15 protein-coding genes are annotated in these 17,537 nt (G+C 33.2%); 6 read left to right on the top strand and 9 right to left on the bottom strand.

The genetic code is table 11. The features are described from left to right. Window positions 1-23 precede the first annotated feature (23 nt). From BX659_RS07390 to BX659_RS07380, 3 genes are all read right to left on the bottom strand, one after another. A complete protein-coding gene (locus tag BX659_RS07390) occupies window positions 24-1,955 on the bottom strand; it encodes a methyl-accepting chemotaxis protein (protein WP_097017480.1) in 1,932 nt (643 codons plus the stop codon). Between the two features lie 397 nt (window positions 1,956-2,352). Continuing rightward, window positions 2,353-3,297 carry a 1,4-dihydroxy-2-naphthoate polyprenyltransferase gene (gene menA / locus BX659_RS07385; RefSeq protein WP_097017479.1) on the bottom strand — a complete coding sequence of 315 codons (945 nt, stop codon included), beginning with the start codon at window positions 3,295-3,297 and terminating at the stop codon, window positions 2,353-2,355. A gap of 216 nt (window positions 3,298-3,513) precedes the next feature. Then, on the bottom strand, window positions 3,514-5,757 hold the full coding sequence (locus BX659_RS07380) for an alpha-amylase family glycosyl hydrolase (protein ID WP_097017478.1): 2,244 nt from the start codon (window positions 5,755-5,757) through the stop codon (window positions 3,514-3,516). 353 nt (window positions 5,758-6,110) lie between these two features. Between BX659_RS07380 and BX659_RS07375 the strand changes: the two genes are divergently transcribed. From BX659_RS07375 to BX659_RS07365, 3 genes are all read left to right on the top strand, one after another. Then, complete coding sequence (locus tag BX659_RS07375) at window positions 6,111-7,055, top strand: dipeptidase (RefSeq protein ID WP_097017477.1); 945 nt, start codon at window positions 6,111-6,113, stop codon at window positions 7,053-7,055. 261 nt (window positions 7,056-7,316) lie between these two features. Next, window positions 7,317-7,682 (top strand): hypothetical protein, encoded by a 366-nt coding sequence (locus BX659_RS07370; protein ID WP_097017476.1) that lies wholly within the window; start codon window positions 7,317-7,319, stop codon window positions 7,680-7,682. A 239-nt stretch (window positions 7,683-7,921) separates the two neighbouring features. Then, window positions 7,922-8,857, top strand: a complete 936-nt coding sequence (locus tag BX659_RS07365) for a L,D-transpeptidase family protein (protein ID WP_097017475.1) — start codon at window positions 7,922-7,924, stop codon at window positions 8,855-8,857. A 45-nt stretch (window positions 8,858-8,902) separates the two neighbouring features. Here BX659_RS07365 and BX659_RS07360 read toward each other — a convergent pair whose 3' ends face one another. The 3 genes from BX659_RS07360 to BX659_RS07350 all read right to left on the bottom strand — a co-directional run bounded on the left by BX659_RS07360 (window position 8,903) and on the right by BX659_RS07350 (window position 11,929). Next, window positions 8,903-9,232: a rhodanese-like domain-containing protein gene (locus BX659_RS07360; RefSeq protein ID WP_172431862.1), complete on the bottom strand. Its 330-nt coding sequence runs from the start codon at window positions 9,230-9,232 to the stop codon at window positions 8,903-8,905. A 163-nt stretch (window positions 9,233-9,395) separates the two neighbouring features. After that, the gene (locus BX659_RS07355) at window positions 9,396-10,061 is read right to left on the bottom strand and encodes a 4Fe-4S binding protein (protein ID WP_097017474.1); all 666 of its coding nucleotides are present in this window, start codon (window positions 10,059-10,061) and stop codon (window positions 9,396-9,398) included. 185 nt (window positions 10,062-10,246) lie between these two features. Beyond that, the gene (locus BX659_RS07350; RefSeq protein WP_097017473.1) at window positions 10,247-11,929 is read right to left on the bottom strand and encodes an FAD-dependent oxidoreductase; all 1,683 of its coding nucleotides are present in this window, start codon (window positions 11,927-11,929) and stop codon (window positions 10,247-10,249) included. A 346-nt stretch (window positions 11,930-12,275) separates the two neighbouring features. On the opposite strand from BX659_RS07350, the gene BX659_RS07345 reads away from it, so the two are divergent. Further along, window positions 12,276-12,980 carry an SIMPL domain-containing protein gene (locus BX659_RS07345; RefSeq protein ID WP_181186428.1) on the top strand — a complete coding sequence of 235 codons (705 nt, stop codon included), beginning with the start codon at window positions 12,276-12,278 and terminating at the stop codon, window positions 12,978-12,980. Between the two features lie 55 nt (window positions 12,981-13,035). Here the strand turns inward: BX659_RS07345 and BX659_RS07340 are convergent, their stop codons facing one another. After that, window positions 13,036-13,755 carry a DeoD-type purine-nucleoside phosphorylase gene (locus BX659_RS07340; RefSeq protein ID WP_097017471.1) on the bottom strand — a complete coding sequence of 240 codons (720 nt, stop codon included), beginning with the start codon at window positions 13,753-13,755 and terminating at the stop codon, window positions 13,036-13,038. A 284-nt stretch (window positions 13,756-14,039) separates the two neighbouring features. Between BX659_RS07340 and BX659_RS18805 the strand changes: the two genes are divergently transcribed. Next, window positions 14,040-14,561: a CBO0543 family protein gene (locus BX659_RS18805; RefSeq protein ID WP_143786656.1), complete on the top strand. Its 522-nt coding sequence runs from the start codon at window positions 14,040-14,042 to the stop codon at window positions 14,559-14,561. Between the two features lie 90 nt (window positions 14,562-14,651). Here the strand turns inward: BX659_RS18805 and BX659_RS07335 are convergent, their stop codons facing one another. Next, on the bottom strand, window positions 14,652-15,116 hold the full coding sequence (locus BX659_RS07335; protein ID WP_172431860.1) for a redoxin domain-containing protein: 465 nt from the start codon (window positions 15,114-15,116) through the stop codon (window positions 14,652-14,654). A 293-nt stretch (window positions 15,117-15,409) separates the two neighbouring features. On the opposite strand from BX659_RS07335, the gene BX659_RS07330 reads away from it, so the two are divergent. After that, entirely contained in the window at window positions 15,410-15,994 is a 585-nt protein-coding gene (locus BX659_RS07330; RefSeq protein WP_097017470.1) for a hypothetical protein, read from the top strand. Window positions 15,995-16,030: 36 nt separating this feature from the next. Here the strand turns inward: BX659_RS07330 and BX659_RS07325 are convergent, their stop codons facing one another. Further along, window positions 16,031-17,347, bottom strand: coding sequence for a Na+/H+ antiporter family protein (locus BX659_RS07325; RefSeq protein WP_097017469.1), 1,317 nt, complete (start codon window positions 17,345-17,347; stop codon window positions 16,031-16,033). Between the last annotated feature and the right edge of the window lie 190 nt (window positions 17,348-17,537).

Raw genomic sequence — 17,537 nt, 5'->3', positions numbered from 1 at the left:
ATTAGGTAGGATGTTTTTTATCTTTAAACCTTAAATTTACTAACTAGACTCTGCAAATTCTGAGCCATATTTGTCAACTCTAGAGATGAATTAGTTATTTCATCAGACATAGTAGCTATATCCTCAGCAGATTGTATTATCTGCTCACTATTTTTTCCTAACACTTGAGTTGAAGCAGCAACCTGTTGGATCTGAGTTGAAGTTTTTTCAGTTGTATTATTGATTTTATTAAAGATTTCTCCTGCCTTTTGAGCAATTTTTTCTCCCTGTTCTGCTTTAAGCTCTACCTGTTTAATAGATTCTAGACCAGTTGCTGACCTCTGTTGAGTGATCTTTACTAGAGAAGAGATATTCTTAGTTGCTTTAGTAGTCTCTTCAGCTAATTCTCTAATCTCTTCTGCCACTACTGCAAAACCTTGCCCATGCTCTCCTGCCCTAGCAGCTTCAATAGCAGCATTTAAAGCTAATAAATTGGTCTGTTGTGCTATATCATTAATCAGAGCAATAATCTGACCAATCTCTTCAGAATTATTGTCCAAATCATTAATGAGCGAAACTGTTTGCTTAACTACATCATTAATCTCTTTTATACTGAATATAGTCTCCCCAATATTCTCTCTACCAGTTTGGCTTTGGTTAGTGGATTCTTCAGCAAAACTACTTACTTGTTGAGTACTATCTATAATCTCTTCAATACTAGCGGATACACCTCGAATTAGCTCATTTGTCTCTTGGGTAGTTGCATGCCCTTCTTGTGAAGCTGCAGATAACTCTTCACTATGGGCTGATAAATTCTCTACAGAGTCTAAAATACTACTTATAACCACTCTTATACTCTTAGTAGTTTTATTAAACCCTCGAGCTAAATCTCCAATCTCATCTTTTCTAGTTGTAATCTCTTCACTAATAGTATTAGTAAAGTCTCCTTTAGCCATCTTATTAAATTTTTCAGTCACTTCTACTAGTGGATTTGATAATTTATTGGAAATCCAAAAAGCAAAAATGGTAGCAAAAATTAAAGCTATAATAGTTAAAGAAACAATTAATGTAGTGGTTGTCCGTAATGAAGCAAACATTTCTTTAACTGGAATTGAACCCACCAATGTCCATCCATTTAATAGCTTATAATAGGTCATCACTTTTTCATTACCTTCATAACTATAATATATTGTACCCATCTTTTTATCACTATTTTCTATCTGCTCTCCTACTTCTTTTAATTGCCCATTACTAACTTCTTTGAAATTCTTACCTTCAAACTCAGGGTGGAGTAAGAAATCAAAATTTTTATTTACAATTATAAGGTATCCTGAATCATAAATCTTCTTATTTTTATAACTTTCTCTAAACTCATCAAACATAAAGTCAGAACCTATTACTCCTAGTAACTTACCATCCTTCTCTACCCTTTTAGAAAAGGAGACAATAGTTCCACCATATGGCTCCCAAAAGTAGGGGTCAGAACTGTTCTTACCATTTTCAACTGCTTTTTTCCACCAATCTCCTTCGCTATGTCCCGTTTGATAGATATCATACTCATCAGCTCTAATGAATCTCCCATCTTTTTGAACAAAAGAGAGGCTATGACCTCCTTGGACTGTTTTTGAATCAAAAATAATCCAACCAGATTTTGCATCAGCAGCCTCTGCTGCTCCTAAAAATGTATCTTTGATTTCATCTTCAAACTCATCCATCTTAACAGGATTATTGGCTACTTCCTCTAAGTTGATATTCTGTACCACTATATTCTCTAACTGCTTTACTAATTCTTCTGTTTTTGCTATTTGTTCATCCAATTTCATCCCATAAATATTTGTTAAACCCCTTACTTTCTCTTCAGCCTTCTCTTTTAATATTCCACGACTATTAAATAAAGTTACTCCCCCTACCAATAAAGCAATAATTAATGAGGTTAATAAAATCGATAATGTTATCTTACTTTTAATTTTGTTCATCTTGGCTTTTCCTCCTTTATTTGTTAAAATTATTTAAACTCATTATTTTATGATTTTTACCATCTATTATATGTTGATTTCTACATAATTTATCATTGTCCTTTATTGATTATTATCACAATTATAGGAAATATAAACAGATAAAATAAACATAAGCAATCTTTTGATAACAATGTTACTTACATAATTCTAAAACTTACCCCTTGTCCTAGTTAACTTTAAATATCAAAGTATTTTTTCATGGATATATTGTATCAGTTCTTATACTGGCACAAAGCATAAAATTTAATTGATTTAATATAGTAAATGACAAACAAATTTGATAAAAAGAATAAGATTTATATCAATAGACATTAAAATAACCCACTACTAGTACTAGTAGTGGGTTATTTATGTTTTAAATAACTATCGATAAAGTCAAAGTCAATATTTGAAGAAAATTTATCAACACAAAGTTTTTCACTGCTAGGATAAAAGTATCCTTCTTACTCTGCTTCTCTACAAATAATTCAATATTCCTCTTTACAGGAAGCAAAGTTAAAAACGTAAGTGATGAAGTCATGGGTATAACCCTTAGAGCTAAAAGAACAATTAGGTCTAGATAAACTAGATAATAGAGGACTTTAAATAACTGTAATGACCTCTTCTTACCAAGATAGATTGGCAAAGTATAGCGATTATTCTCTAAATCATCATCAATATCACAGATATTATTAGCCAGCATGATATTAGCTATCCCAGATACTAAAGGTATAGAAATCAACCAGATATAAATTAACTCCATAAGATTTAGCTTAATACTCAAAATCCCACCCTCATAAAATAAGGAAACAAGATTCTGATCGAAAAGATGGATATAAATTGAGATAAAGGTTATTACAAAGCCCATAAAGAATCCAGAGGATATCTCCCCTAAAGGTGTACGAGAGATAGGTAGAGGACCAAAAGAATAAAGAACCCCTACTCCAAAGGAGATTCCCCCTAGAAATAGCACTAGCAAATTTGTATTAAAAACTAGAATAATGCCAAAGAAAACTGCGATTGCTAATAAACTTAATATTATAGCCTTAACTGTACTCTCTTTGAGTTTATCCTTGACAATAGCATTATGGCTTTCATAATTATAGCCATGGGTCTTATTAGCCTGTTTATAATCAATAAAGTTATTAATAGCCGTTGTAGCCATATCAATTGCTACTAAAGAGATTAACATCAAGATAAAGTTCTTTAAATTGAAGTGATCAAAACGATATAACGTATATAATGTCCCTATTAAGAAGGGAATTAGGCTGGCAACTTTGGTCTGAATCTCCACCAATTTTAGAAAACTTCCTATAAACATCTTTCCACTCCTATCAATGATGAATTATTTACTGATACTATTTGAGTCAGTTAGCCTCTTTATTTATTTTTGACATTAAAGATTAAATCCCTCTATTTAAATAACCTTTACTTTCCTAAATCATTTTATTGTACCACTCTAGTTACATATGTAAGGCACTAGATAATATTGAATTTTTATAGAATAAAAAAGGACTAAAACTAGCCCTTTTCTATTCTATACCCTTTTATAAATAAAACCACTATAGTATGGCAGTACAAAGGAACTAAAAGTACCATCTCTCATCTCTATCAAGTTATTGGAATGGATTGCAGTAAATTGATCATATACTCCTTCTATATCAGCTAGCTTCAACCATTTACTAGAATAACCAATATTCAAATCTACCTCTACGTCATGACCTTCAAAATTAAGTAAGACTAACATCTCTTCTGCTTGATGCTTTGTCCTCCAGCCAATCACCCTTCTGTTTTGACCTTCCCGCTTAGATAACCAGTGTCCCAAAACCCAATCAAACTTTCCTTCTACCACTGGATTGTAGCCAGATATCTTTAGAGCACTATATTTTTTTCTTAAATTAATCAGCTTCTGTGTCCAGTAATAAAAAGGATTATAATCATAATCAGGACAATTAGGATCAGGGCTAATTAAATTGATATCGATATTATTAGAACTTCTGTTGACTCCAAACTCTTGGCCCATATAAATCATCGGCTGCCCTAACGCAACTATAGTGCTTAACATTGCCAATCTGGCTTTTCTATCCTTGATATTACAATCATAGATATTATTACTTTCTATCTCATATTTAACACTCTCTTCATCATGGCTTTCACTATAATTAATTACATTGTTGGTATGTGCTGAAAAGTGATTTTTGCAGAAATAGAATATATCTCCCATACCTTCAGGACTGTTATCACACCAATCCCTAAAGACTCCTTCTCTTAATAAAGCCTTAATCTTATCATGGAAAAAGTCACTCCATTGGGCATAGCCATTATATCCATCAAAATTTAAATCAGATTGATTAGGTAGATTTTCAGCTATCAAGATCGCATCAGCTTTAAAGTCTTTATCTCTAATCTCATGCTGAATTTCATATAAAAGCTTATGATCTAAATAATTGGTATGAGTAGCATCAAATCTAAAACCATCTACATGATACTCCTTGATGAATAATTTACAAGCATCAATCAACATATTATCAACTTCATCCTTGCCAGTGGCTAGCTTGTTTCCCCATTGTGTATTTCCTGAAAAATAAAAGCCACCTGCATCACTACGATCATCAATTAACTGCCATAAAGGATTAAATTGATTAGAAGTATGATTAAAGACCTGATCGATAATCACCGCCAATCCATGATTATGGGCTGTATCTACCAATCTTCTAAAGTCATCAGGCTCCCCAAAGTCCTTCTCTACTGACATAAAACTACAAGGATCATAGCCCAAGCCAAAATGGCTCCAAGCCTCTGAGGTAGGCATCAAGGCTAAAGCTGTTACCCCTAGTTCATCAAAGTATCCATCCTCGATTCTTTTGATGATACCACGAAAAGTGCTCTGATCATCTAAAGAAATATCTGAATCGCCATCGGTAAATCCATATACATTTAATTCATAGATGATTAACTGACTAAGATCAGGAGTCTTCCATGACTGATCTGTCCATCTATATTGGGTAGGGTCAACAATAATACAGTTATCAAATTTATAATTATCACTATAAACTCTAGTATAAGGATCATGTACCCACCTTTCATCTCCGCCAATACCTCCTTGTACATAAAACTTATACTCTATATCCTCAATTCCCGTCTTGATATCCTCAGCAAGTATTCTAACCCACCAAATATTTGGTTGATTATAGTAACCACGGTATAAGCCCATAGGAATAAAGCGTTCTCGATCTTCACATTTTTGACCATGACAGTGCTCAGGAACAGTAAACCCATTTATATTAGAAGCTAAATAGACTTTAGCTGCTCTGGGGTGAAAGAATCCAAATATAATTGATCCATCTAATAGTTTATGGGCTCCTAACATCGATGGTGTTCTCAAGTCAGAGATATCGGTATCAGGAAGATAGAAGTTCTCTTGTGGAATTAAATCCTTAATCCCTTCATAAACTTCTCTGATATCTCCAATAGGTCTAAAGGGTCTGACTCTATAAATATTATGCCAACCTGCCTTACACCAGATCTCATCTCCTAACCCTGCATTATAAAAACGATTAGCCTGATCATCCTCTAAAAATAACTCTCCATTCTTCTTGCCTTTAAATTTAAAGTTAAAGCTAGATCTATTTAAAGTAACATCATAGTAGACTCCATATTCATCACTTCCACTTGCTCTAATCTCCTTTCTCATTCTCCCAGTCCCATCCTTCCAAACCGATAGTATAGGCTCTTCTAAATTATAACTATTATCATAGTGAATTCGTAGACTAACTCTCATCATACCCCTCCTTAATTCAATTCTAAAAATATGTATAGTCAATTTCAGTATTATTGTTTGTGAGATCTGTCAACTTCACTACTTTATTATTGACTAAAAGATAATAACTATATACTCAAATGAATAAATTAATGTTATAATTTAAGGATAATCACAGTAGTCCAAGACTAAAGTTAAGCTAAATGGGGATATTGCGACACTTTAGTAATCAGTGACAAGTAAAGGGTAACGAGTAAAAATCTCCTCTCGTCATTTATTACTCATCACTAGTTACTGTCTTAATATCTCTCTATAATGTCATATTTAATTCTAAGTTTAATGAATATATTAGAACAAATAAGGAGTGGATTTAAGTGAAATTAATTGATTTACATTGTGATACAATCTATCGTATCTTTACAGAGGATAAAAAAGCTAGTTTGGCAGATAATAACTTTCATGTAGATATAAAAAAACTGGAGAAGAGCAGTTCTCTAGCCCAATTTTTTGCCCTCTTTTTAGATTTAGAGGAGATAGAGACTAATCCCCTTGAACATACCCTAGCAATGCTTGATAGATTCTATCAGGAACTTAAAAAGAATCAAGATAGAATCAAAATTGCTCATAACTATGAGGAATTGGTCAAAAATAAAGCAGATAATAAGATCTCTGCTTTTCTAACTATTGAAGAGGGTGAAGCTTTGCAAGGCTCTTTAGCCAATCTAAGAAATTTTTATAGACTAGGAGTCCGTTTAATTACCCTTACCTGGAATTATCCCAATGCTATAGGTTACCCAAATATAAAAGAAGAGTATCGCTCTAAAGGGCTTAGTTCCTTTGGTAAAGAGGTAGTTTATGAGATGAATAAGCTAGGTATGCTAATTGATGTCTCTCATCTATCAGACCAAGGCTTTTATGATGTAGCTAAATTATCTACTAAACCCTTTATAGCCTCCCACTCTAACTGCCGTTCTCTAAAAGGCCATTCTAGAAACCTAAATGATGAGATGATTAGAGTTCTTGCTGATAAAGGCGGAATTATAGGAATCAACTTCTCCTCAAATTTTTTAGCTGATAAAGAGATTAGTAAAGTTATTGATATCGTCAAACACATCAAACATATTCATCAGATTGGTGGAATTGATAGCATTGCTTTAGGCTCTGATTTTGATGGGATCGATTGTGAATTAGAGATTGAAAATATTGCTAAGATGGATATGTTATACTCTGCTCTTAAAAAAGCAAAGTTTAGTGAAGATGAAATTAAAAAGATATTCTATAAGAATGCTGAACGGGTGATTAAAGAGGTGGTGAAATAGATTAATATCAAAGCTTAACATCTCAATTATGAGAGTTGAATTCAACTATCTAGTAACAGTTAATAGGTATATTGCGACACTTTTTCTTTGGTGGTTAGGAGTTAGAAATTTAGGTAGTTAGGCAGTTCCTACCCACCTGTCTACCTATAAACAAAGTATCGCATTACCTATCTATTATATCATTTTTTCTTATCCCTAATAATTGCTATTGTATCTACCTAGCTTAACTTATAAGATAATATTAAGAAAGGAGGTTAACAGATGCCTGAACTAAATTTTAGAAATGGATACTTCTATGGAGTCTGCTTAATCTGTGTAGTCTTATTCATCTTTGCCATAGTCTCTTTAGGTGATACAATTGTAGATATTATTTATCCACACCAATATATTGAACCAGATGTCTATCTAGAAAAAGAATTACGATACGAAAAGGACTTTCCTGAGCTATCAAAAGAAGAGATAAAAGAGATGATTAAGGAGAAGAATGAAGAGCGTAAAGCACAAGAAGAGTATAATAGAAAGAGAAGAATAGTTTTAAGCTTAACCAAATCAATTCTACTATTACTCTTAGTAATACCTATCTATCTATTCCACTGGAATAGGATTGAAGGTAATTCACAAAATTAATAATTAGGTGCTTAAAGATTGGATCTTGTTAATTTCTTTGAGCACCTATCCTCTACTTCTACGATTTATCAACTACTCTTTTCAATTCACTAGCAGTTTATATCTTAGATCACTTCTAACTACTAAATTTTAATCATTTAAGTTTTATAATAAAAGCCTTCGATGTATATAATAATATTAGACTTATATACTTAGCTCGTCTCACAATTAAAAATTTATACATTTTAGGAGATGAAAAAATGAAGGTTAAAATTCTTATTATATTATCGCTAATTCTTTTATTATTAACCTTCCCCTTAAATACTTATGCCACAGAAGATGATGACACCTGTAGCTGTTATGATTATCATAAAATCTCACTACATTACCCGCCAATCCAAGATGATAATATTAGAGCATTACAATTAGAGCTTAAAATCCTAGGCTTCTATCAAGGAGAACTTAATTCTTTGTATGATTGGGATACTTATCTGGCAGTTAAGAGGTTTCAATATGCTAATAATTTGGATAGTAATGGTATAGTCGATAAAGATTTCTGGATCAGTTTAAACAAATATTTCAACAATCAAACTTCTACAACAGAAGATGAGATAATGCCTCCCCCAGGAGAGGTATCTATTCTAGTTGATACCACAAATAAGACTTTAACGGTTTATTCAGATGGTTCCAAATATCATACTTTTAAGGTTGCTGTAGGAAAATGGTCTAGCAGATCACCTGTAGGTGAATGGCGAATCATTCAAAAGCTAGATATGTGGGATGGAAGTGCCTTTGGGGATAAATGGATGAAGTTGAATGTACCTTGGGGGAATTATGGGATTCATGGTACTGATAAACCAAGCTCCATTGGTTACAATGCTAGCCATGGTTGCATTAGAATGTATAACAATGATGTGAACATCTTATACTCTTGGGTCAAAATAGGTACTAGGGTAAAAGTGGTTGGGCAAAGAGATCCTATTGAAATTGAATCTCCTCTTAAATATGGAGATAAAGGAAAAGATGTGTTACTCTTACAAGAAACCTTAAGAAAACATGGATTAAATGCAGGTTATACAGATGCACGCTTTGGCAAAGAGACCAAAGAAGCTATGAAGGAGTTAAAGTACATCTATGGATTAGAAGATGATTTAATTGCTGATGAAAACACTCTCTATATTCTAAATCTAAAATAACTAGAAGGAAGGTGGAATTCCACCTTCCTTCTAGTTAAGATTGAATTATTTAACAACCTTACCCTCCCAAGCCATCATACCACCAGACATATTCTTAACAATATCAAATCTCATCTCCATTAATCTTCTAGCAGCCTTATCACTTCTTACGCCTGAAGCACATACAGTAATTATCTCTTTGCTCCTATCTAGCTCATTTAATCTATTCTCTAATTCACTTAAAGGGATATTAATAGAGTTAGGAATATGTCCTTGTTTATATTCTTCCTCTGATCTTACATCTAAAATCTGTATATCACCTTTTCTTAACCTCTCCTCTACCTCTTTAGGAGATATCTTCTTTACTTCACTACCAAATAAAATATCAAAAGGCAATTATATCACTCCTTGCTTTCAAGTTATTAATTAATATATCCAAGATTAAAGATATTATAAAATAACCTTAATCACTAGCTATTGTAACAAAAAAGTATATTATCTGTCAAAAAAATTATTAGCTCTTTAATAATTTATATGTCTAACTCTTATATATTGTGATTTATTTATAATCTAAAGCATTTACTGGACACTTATAAACACACTCTTGGCAGTGGATACAATCTAAATCCTTATCATTATCACCAGTAAAGTCATACGGCTTTAAACCCATTGGACATTCCTTCTCACAGAGTTTACAATCTACACATTTATCTCTATCTACAACTATTCTCTTCGGTCTTGTTCTTAATCTACGCTTAACTTTAGTAATTAATGCTGATAGAGATCCCATTGGACAGAAAGAACACCAAGTCCTCTCATTAAAAATAATCCCTAATAAAATAGTAATTGCAGTGGTGATAAAGATAATCTTATAAAATACATAACCAATCTTAATTAAGTCCCCCTTAGCCTGAATTATTCCATCTATAAAATTATAAACCAAAAAGATAAAAAAAGCTACCCTAAAGAATACAGTTCTAAAAACTCTTGGAATATTTACACTCCGGCTGACTTTAGCTAAGATATTATCATTAAAGCTCCCTCGAGGACAGGCAGTTCCACACCAGACTCGACCACCCTTTAATACTGCCAAAAGTGGTGGTGCTATCATACAAATTAAAGCCACACTACCTATAATCGGATAATGCCAACCCAATATTAAAAAAGCTACAATCACAGTCCAACTTATCTTTCCTACAAACCCTAAAAAACCTTTCTGTCTCATCTTACCCACTCCCTTTAAGATAATAATATTATAACTTTGATTTTCCTATGCTAAAATGAATTATATATTTATATATCTAGATAATGAGATATATAAGGTTTTTATTAACCCCCTCAGGTAGGGGGTATGGTTATAATATAACTTATTGGGAGGAATTTGTCAAGTCCATAAATACAACTTAAGTATTATAGATTTTGAATTAAAAGTTCCTTCTCTTCACTGCAGAGGTTCCAAGCTAAGATACCACCAGTTAAGTTCTCTACAGTATCAAAACCATTGGCAACTAGAATCTTATAAGCCAAATAGCCTCGATATCCCTTTCTACAGTAGACAACAGTATACTTAGCTGGATCTAGCTCTCCTATCCTCTCCCTTAGACTATTAAGAGGAATATGTTTAGCCTCACCTATATAACCTTGCTTATACTCTCTAGCTGTTCTAACATCTAGTAACTGAATATCTTTTCCAGCTTCTAAGGCCAGCTTTAAATCATGGGGGCTGATTAAATCAGTTTCATAGCGTAAATGATTAGATGCAATCATCCCACTCATAACTACTGGTCCCTTTGCCGAAGAATAAGGTGGGGCATAAGCTAAATCTAAGTCCTCTAAATCCTCTACAGTCATCTTGGCCTGTAAAGCAGTGGCAAAGACATCAATCTGCTTATCTACACCCTGTCTACCTATACACTGAGCTCCCAATAGTTTGCCAGTCTGTTCTTCAACAAGTAGCTTGATTGTTAAAATTTCAGACCCAGGGTAATATCCAGCATGGTTTCCTTTATTAAGATAGACTGGATAATAGCTAATCTTATGTTTTTGGCACTCCTTCTCATTCAACCCAGTGCTGGCAGCAGTAAAATCACAGACCTTGACAATACTAGTTCCTAAAACCCCCTTGAACTTCTTCTTAGTATTCCCAACAGCATGAGCTCCCGCAATTCTACCTTGCTTATTAGCAGGTCCAGCTAAAGCAAATCTAACCTTCTCTCCAGTAACTAGATGAGTACTCTCAACTATATCTCCTGCTGCATAGATATCTGGGTCACTTGTTTGCATAAATTCATTGACAACAACTCCTACTTCACTGACCCTAAGCCCTGCATCTTTAACCAATTCTAATCTCGGCCTTACTCCAGCAGCTAAGATTAAAAAATCTGCATCAATCTCATCTCGACTCTGTAGAATAACCTTTATTAGATCTCCTTCTTCTTGAAACTCTGTCACTCCATTATTTAAGATAACCTCTATCCCTTTCTCTTCTAGATGTTGGACTAATGGCATCGTCATCTCCTTATCTAAAGGAGCTATAATCTGATCCATCATCTCAACTAAAGTAACCTTTAGCCCTCTGCGCTGTAACTCCTCAGCAATCTCAACCCCTATGTATCCACCACCTACTACTACAGCATCTTCTGGTTTATTCTTCAACTCTTCCATAATCTTATCGGCATCTGGAACGGTTAACAGACTAAATATCTTTCTACTATCAATTCCTTTTATCGGTGGTTTAACAGCCTCTCCACCAACAGCTACAATCAATTTGTCATAAGCTTCCTTAAAGCTCTCCCCAGTCTGGTGATCGATCACCTCTACACATTTTTCTTCCCGATTAATCTTGATTACTTCATGGTTGACCCTTAAATCTATATTAAAGCGTTTATGGAAGTATTCATTACTTACCTGAAATAGATTCTTCCTCTCTTTAATAGTCCCACCTACATAATATGGCAATCCACAGTTAGCAAAAGAGGCGTAGGGTCCTTTTTCAAAGACAATAATCTCAGCATACTCACCCTCTCTTCTAGCCTTAGTTGCTGCACTTGCCCCAGCTGCTACAGCACCAATTACTACTACTTTAGTCGTCATAGCTTCTCTCCCTCCACTTTTTAATATTAATATCCCTCACTTAATAACTTTAATGTATATAACTAAATTTAAATATATGATGTATTATCGGTTAATGGATATATTAAGACATTTTAGCCGCTAGCTTCTGGCTACTTGCCACTTGTATAAGTTCTTAGCTAACGGCTAGAAGCCAATAGCTAAAATGTCCCATTATCATTCTATTCTCTCAGCTTTCTACTAACAAAGTCTATAATCCTAATTTAAAGCAACTAATGGCTTTTATCAGCTAAATATATTATAATAAAATTAAGCAAGAAGTATAATTACAGAAGGTGAGGTGAGACAGATTAAAAAAATTATAATTTTGACATTAATAATCCTATTAAACCTAATCATAACACCATCTCTTGAAGCAGAAACAGATTTTAAGAATATCTCCACTATAGGCTCAGCTGAAATCACTCTAAGACCTGACCAGGCTATAATCAGATTAGAGATAAATGGTGAAGGTAGTAATAAATCAAGGCTAAATCATCAGTTTAGAGAAGAAATAAAGAAGTTAACTAGTAAACTCCAAGAGCTCTTTTCTAATAATATAGAGATCATCCAAGGTGAAATTGAGATAGTTAGCTATTTAGATAAGGCTAATCACTTCTCTAAAGAGATTTACAGAGGTACTACTTACTTAAAGATTAAATTAGATAATAATCTAATAGACAACTTAAATAAGCTAGTAGATAATATTCAAGATCTCAATCCAGTTAATAGCAGAGTAACTTATAATCAGCCTGATGATTTCTCTTATAAAATTGATAGAGCTTACTATACCTTTAAAGACCCTCTAAAATATCAAAATCAGCTACTTCAAGAAGCCTTAAATAATAGCACAGCTAAGTTAAATGTCCTTTTAAAACTCTCTTCTTTTAAGCTAGTTGGGATTTATCAATTAAAGGAGCTTCAACCAAGTAATATCTCTACCTACCAAGAAGAGATTAATCTTGAGAGGATAAAAGAAGCCACAGAGGAATCTTTTAAAACTGAATTGAGGGTAATCTATCAAGTCAACTGACTTAGTCTCTAAACACTAAAACTCCCCTGCTTAGCAGGGGAGTTTTACTATGAAATTATCCATAAATTTTAGTTACAGTATCTAAGACCATCTCGGTCATTCTATCTACACCTTCTTTAATCTTAGACTTATCTGCTCTAGTCTTTTTAAAGACATGGTCTGATACAGTAAGTACAGTAGCTGCTCTCAATCCATATTTAGCAGCAATATTATATAAAGCTGCCGTTTCCATCTCTACAGCTAATACCCCTAATTCTGCTAAGCGTTTCAAATCTTCTCCATAATCTGAAGATTTACCATAGAAATAATCAGAAGTAGCAATCTGACCTACATGTGCTGGCATCTCTAATTCAACAGCACTCTCATATAAGTTTTTAATCAATTCAAAATCTGCTGGTGGTGCTAAAGTAATATCTGGACTTATCTGATTGATAGTAGTTCCAATGGTAGCTGTAGACTGGGCAATTATCACATCAGCCTCCTCTAAATCATTGGATAAAGCTCCACAGGTACCTACACGAATCAAGGTCTTAGCCCCTAGCATCTTAAGCTCTTCTAAAACAATAGAGATAGATGGTACCCCCATACCTGTAGTTTGAATGGATACCTCTACCCCATTAAAAGTTCCTGTATATCCATACATCTTACGATAATCTGTATATAGTTGTGGATCATCCAAGAACTTTTCTGCCATATACTTAGCACGCTCTGGATTCCCTGGTAATAATACAATATCTGCTACTTGACCTTCCTTAGCCTCTACATGAATTGGCATAATTTAATTCCCCCTCAATTGATTTTTAGTAGTAAAAAATTATTTAGTTACTACCAATAGCTTAATTCATTCAAGCTATTTTTAAACTTAATCTTTAATAAATATTAATATGTAATATCATTAGACGTCAGACGACTCTTTTATTTAATTCTTCCTTGCTATCAAAACTCCTTCTTTCTAATTTATTTTTTGAAATTATGCAATAATTAATTTGAAATTAGCAAATCTTATTAATGAGTTTGCTCTAACAGTATTACAATTAATTTAGATTAGGCGGGATTACTATGTTTAGAATTCTTCTGTTTATCATCTTTATCTATAGTGCCTATAAATGGAGTGATTGGAGAAACTGGAGCTTATATTACCCTTCTATCCTCTTTTTTATCATCTGTAGCCTGCTTTATAACCTGCTCTATTATAATTATCCTTTATGGAAATTTGAACCGTTACCGATTATCGAAAGGCTTCTACCTAATAATACATTAATCTCTATAGCCGTTAGCTTTACTATCTTTCCCTGTACTACCTTGCTCTATCTAAGCCATCTCCCTAAGGGAAAGAAAGAAATAATCTATATGTTGACATGGGTCTTATTTTACACATTAATCGAGCTGATATCTATTCCTTGCCAAGCGATCTCTTATCATAATGGATGGCATCTAGGCTACTCTCTTGTCTTTAATATAATTACCTTTTCTATTCTAAGGATTCACCACAAAAGACCTTTAGTAGCCTGGGGATTTGTCTTTATAGCTATAGTTATAATCTCAACCTACTTTAAACTACCACTTGATAGTATAGAATAACCTCCATTGATTAAATTTTAACTAAGTACAGGATATAATAAAAAGAAGAACTGCTACCTTAGGTAGCAGTTCTTCTTTTTACAGAAATATTTAATTATCTTTAAGAAAATCAAGAACCTCATTCAAATCAGGCAGATTCCCGATCTCATAGACCTTAGTAAAGATAACCTTACCCTCTTCATCTAAGATAATATTAGCACGCTCTGAGAACCCATCCTCGTCTCTAAAGATCCCCATCTTCTGAGCAAAGTCTCCATGGGGCCAAAAGTCAGCAGGCATCAAAAGCTTCTCTATCCCTAAATGATCCCCCCAAGCTTTTTTAGTATAAATTGAATCTATGCTCAACCCTAAAGGCACTGTATTGAGCTCTTTTAACTTATCATAATTCTCCTCTAAAGCACTCATCTGATTAGCACAGATTCCAGTCCATGCTAAAGGATGGAAGGATAAGAGCACCTTCTTCCCCCTAAAGTCACTTAATTTAATCTCTTTATCATATTGAGTCTTAAAGGTATAATCTTCAACCTCTGTTCCAACTTTAATTACCTCACCCATTTTAATTCCCCCTTATAAATATATGTAGCTTTATTGCTAATAGTTATCAGTAGTGTTTATCTATATTATAACAACTTATACCAATTATGTCAAACTTCTAAGTTAAAAATTCCTTAATTGTATAATCTCCAGTTGAAAGTTTTTATCCAAAATTAACTATAGCCCTACTTAAAACTTTTGAATGACGGATTGAAATTAAGGCAATATTATTAATACAAAGAAAGATAATTTCTTTACTTCTATTATTTAGATTACTAATATCTAAATTCAGATAGTTAAAGCGAGGTTTTAATTTGAATCAACATAAAAAGATGACCTTAACTCCCATCTTATTCTTTATTGTTATACAAATTTTAACTATTTTTCTGCTAATTAAAGCTGGTAGAGATAGATATGAAGGTATAATCGTTGCTACTTCTCTCTTTATAATATATATTCTTTTAGAGCTTAAATATGATTTAGAATTAAATAATTACATCAGAATTATTTTAATTATAACTATGCTCACTGATTCTACTTTAGGAAGATACTTTAATTTCTATAAGACAAAACCTTCTTTTGATATCTTATTACATATCTTTGGCACCTACTCCTTTTCTTTATTTGCTTATTCATTAATATCACAGATATTTCCTAATTCTTATAAATCAAATTGTTATAGAGTTATTTTTGTAATTACACTGGGAATTGCTTTGGGAACAATCTTTGAAATAATTGAATTTTTATTTGATATATTGATAAATTCAAGTACAAAGCATCAAAATGGATTAATAGATACCAATCTAGACCTTATTGCAGATTCATTTGGTGCCATAATAGCAGCTTTGCATTTATTTCTTAGTAATTTTAATTTAGTGGACACATATAAAAAGAAGTAGCAGAAATTTCTGCTACTTCTTTTAAATGAAAGACGATTAGATTACTAGTGCTGCAATCCAAGCAAATAAGATCAAAGGAATATTAAAATGTAAGAAGGTCGGTACACACGTATCCCAGATGTGGTCATGCTGACCATCGGCATCTAATCCAGCAGATGGTCCTAAAGTACTATCAGAAGCTGGAGAACCTGCATCACCTAAAGCACCTGCTGTACCAACTAAGATAATTGTTGCCAGAGGACTAAAACCTAAACTTTGAGCTAATGGTACATAAATTGCTGCAATAATTGGGATAGTACCAAAAGAAGTTCCAATCCCCATGGTAACTACCAAACCAACGATCAACATCAATAATCCACCGATAAATTGGCTTCCTCCAATTCCACCTACAACAGATTGGACTATACTATCTACCCCACCTGTTGCTCTAATTACATCTCCATAACCTGCTGCAATTAACATTACAAAGGCAATAAAGCCCATCATCTTAATTCCTTCATCAATTAAATCATGTAAGTCATTCCATTTAATACTGCCTGTTACTGTCATAATAATCAATCCAACTAAAGCTCCTAAAGGTAGAGAACCATAAGCTAATTGAATAGCTAAGGCTGTAAACATTGCTACTAAAGCAAAAACATGACTTTTATTAAAAGATATATTATTCTCTGTAGTAGCTGCTACCTCTAATTGGGTCTGTTGAACTGCATCAAGTTCATAATCACGTTTACTACGATAGGTAAAGCAGATGGCTACTATCAAACCAAATAGCATCCCCAATGTCGGTATCCATAACACACTAGCAATCTGACCTAAACTAACATCCATTCCATTAGCTGCCATCTCATCACGGATAATACCATGAAATATTAGACCAAAACCTGCTGGAATAGCCATATAAGGTGCCTGTAAACCAAAGGTTAGAGCTGAAGCTATTGCTCTACGGTCAACCTTTAACTTATTAAATAACCCCAATAATGGTGGGATTAAGATAGGAATAAAGGCAATATGTACTGGAATCAAATTTTGAGACAAACTAGCAAACATGGCTAATAAGAAGATAAATACTCCCTTCTTATTACCAATTATCCTCTTCAAAGCTTCACTATTACTGATTAAAGCTACAATTCCTGTCTGCTGTACTGCTACTGCTAAAGCTCCAAGTAAGATATAACTTAAGGCAGTTTCAGCATTTCCGCCCATGCCACCAATTAAGGTAGACATAGTCTCTTTTAAGCCCAAACCACCAGTTAAACCCCCAACAATTGCTGCTACTAATAACGCTAAAATTACATTTAGATTGGCTAAACTCAACCCAATCATTACTATGACTGATATAAGTACTGGATTCATTTAAAAAAACACTCCTCTTGATTTATTTATCTTTTTACTATATCATTACTTTAATTCGCTAAAGCAATAATAACATACCCCCTAGCAAATGTCAAGATTTTTTAATTAGCTTTAAGTTTTATTAATTATTTTCAAATTACCCTAACTATTTATCTTCATAGTAGTAATAAAAATTGATTCTACTTTCCAT

This window comes from Orenia metallireducens (assembly GCF_003001995.1).
Classification (GTDB): Bacteria; Bacillota; Halanaerobiia; order Halobacteroidales; family Halobacteroidaceae; genus Orenia; species Orenia metallireducens_B.
The sequence above is the reverse complement of the archived record's forward strand: the minus strand, read 5'-3'. Positions and strand labels throughout refer to the sequence as shown.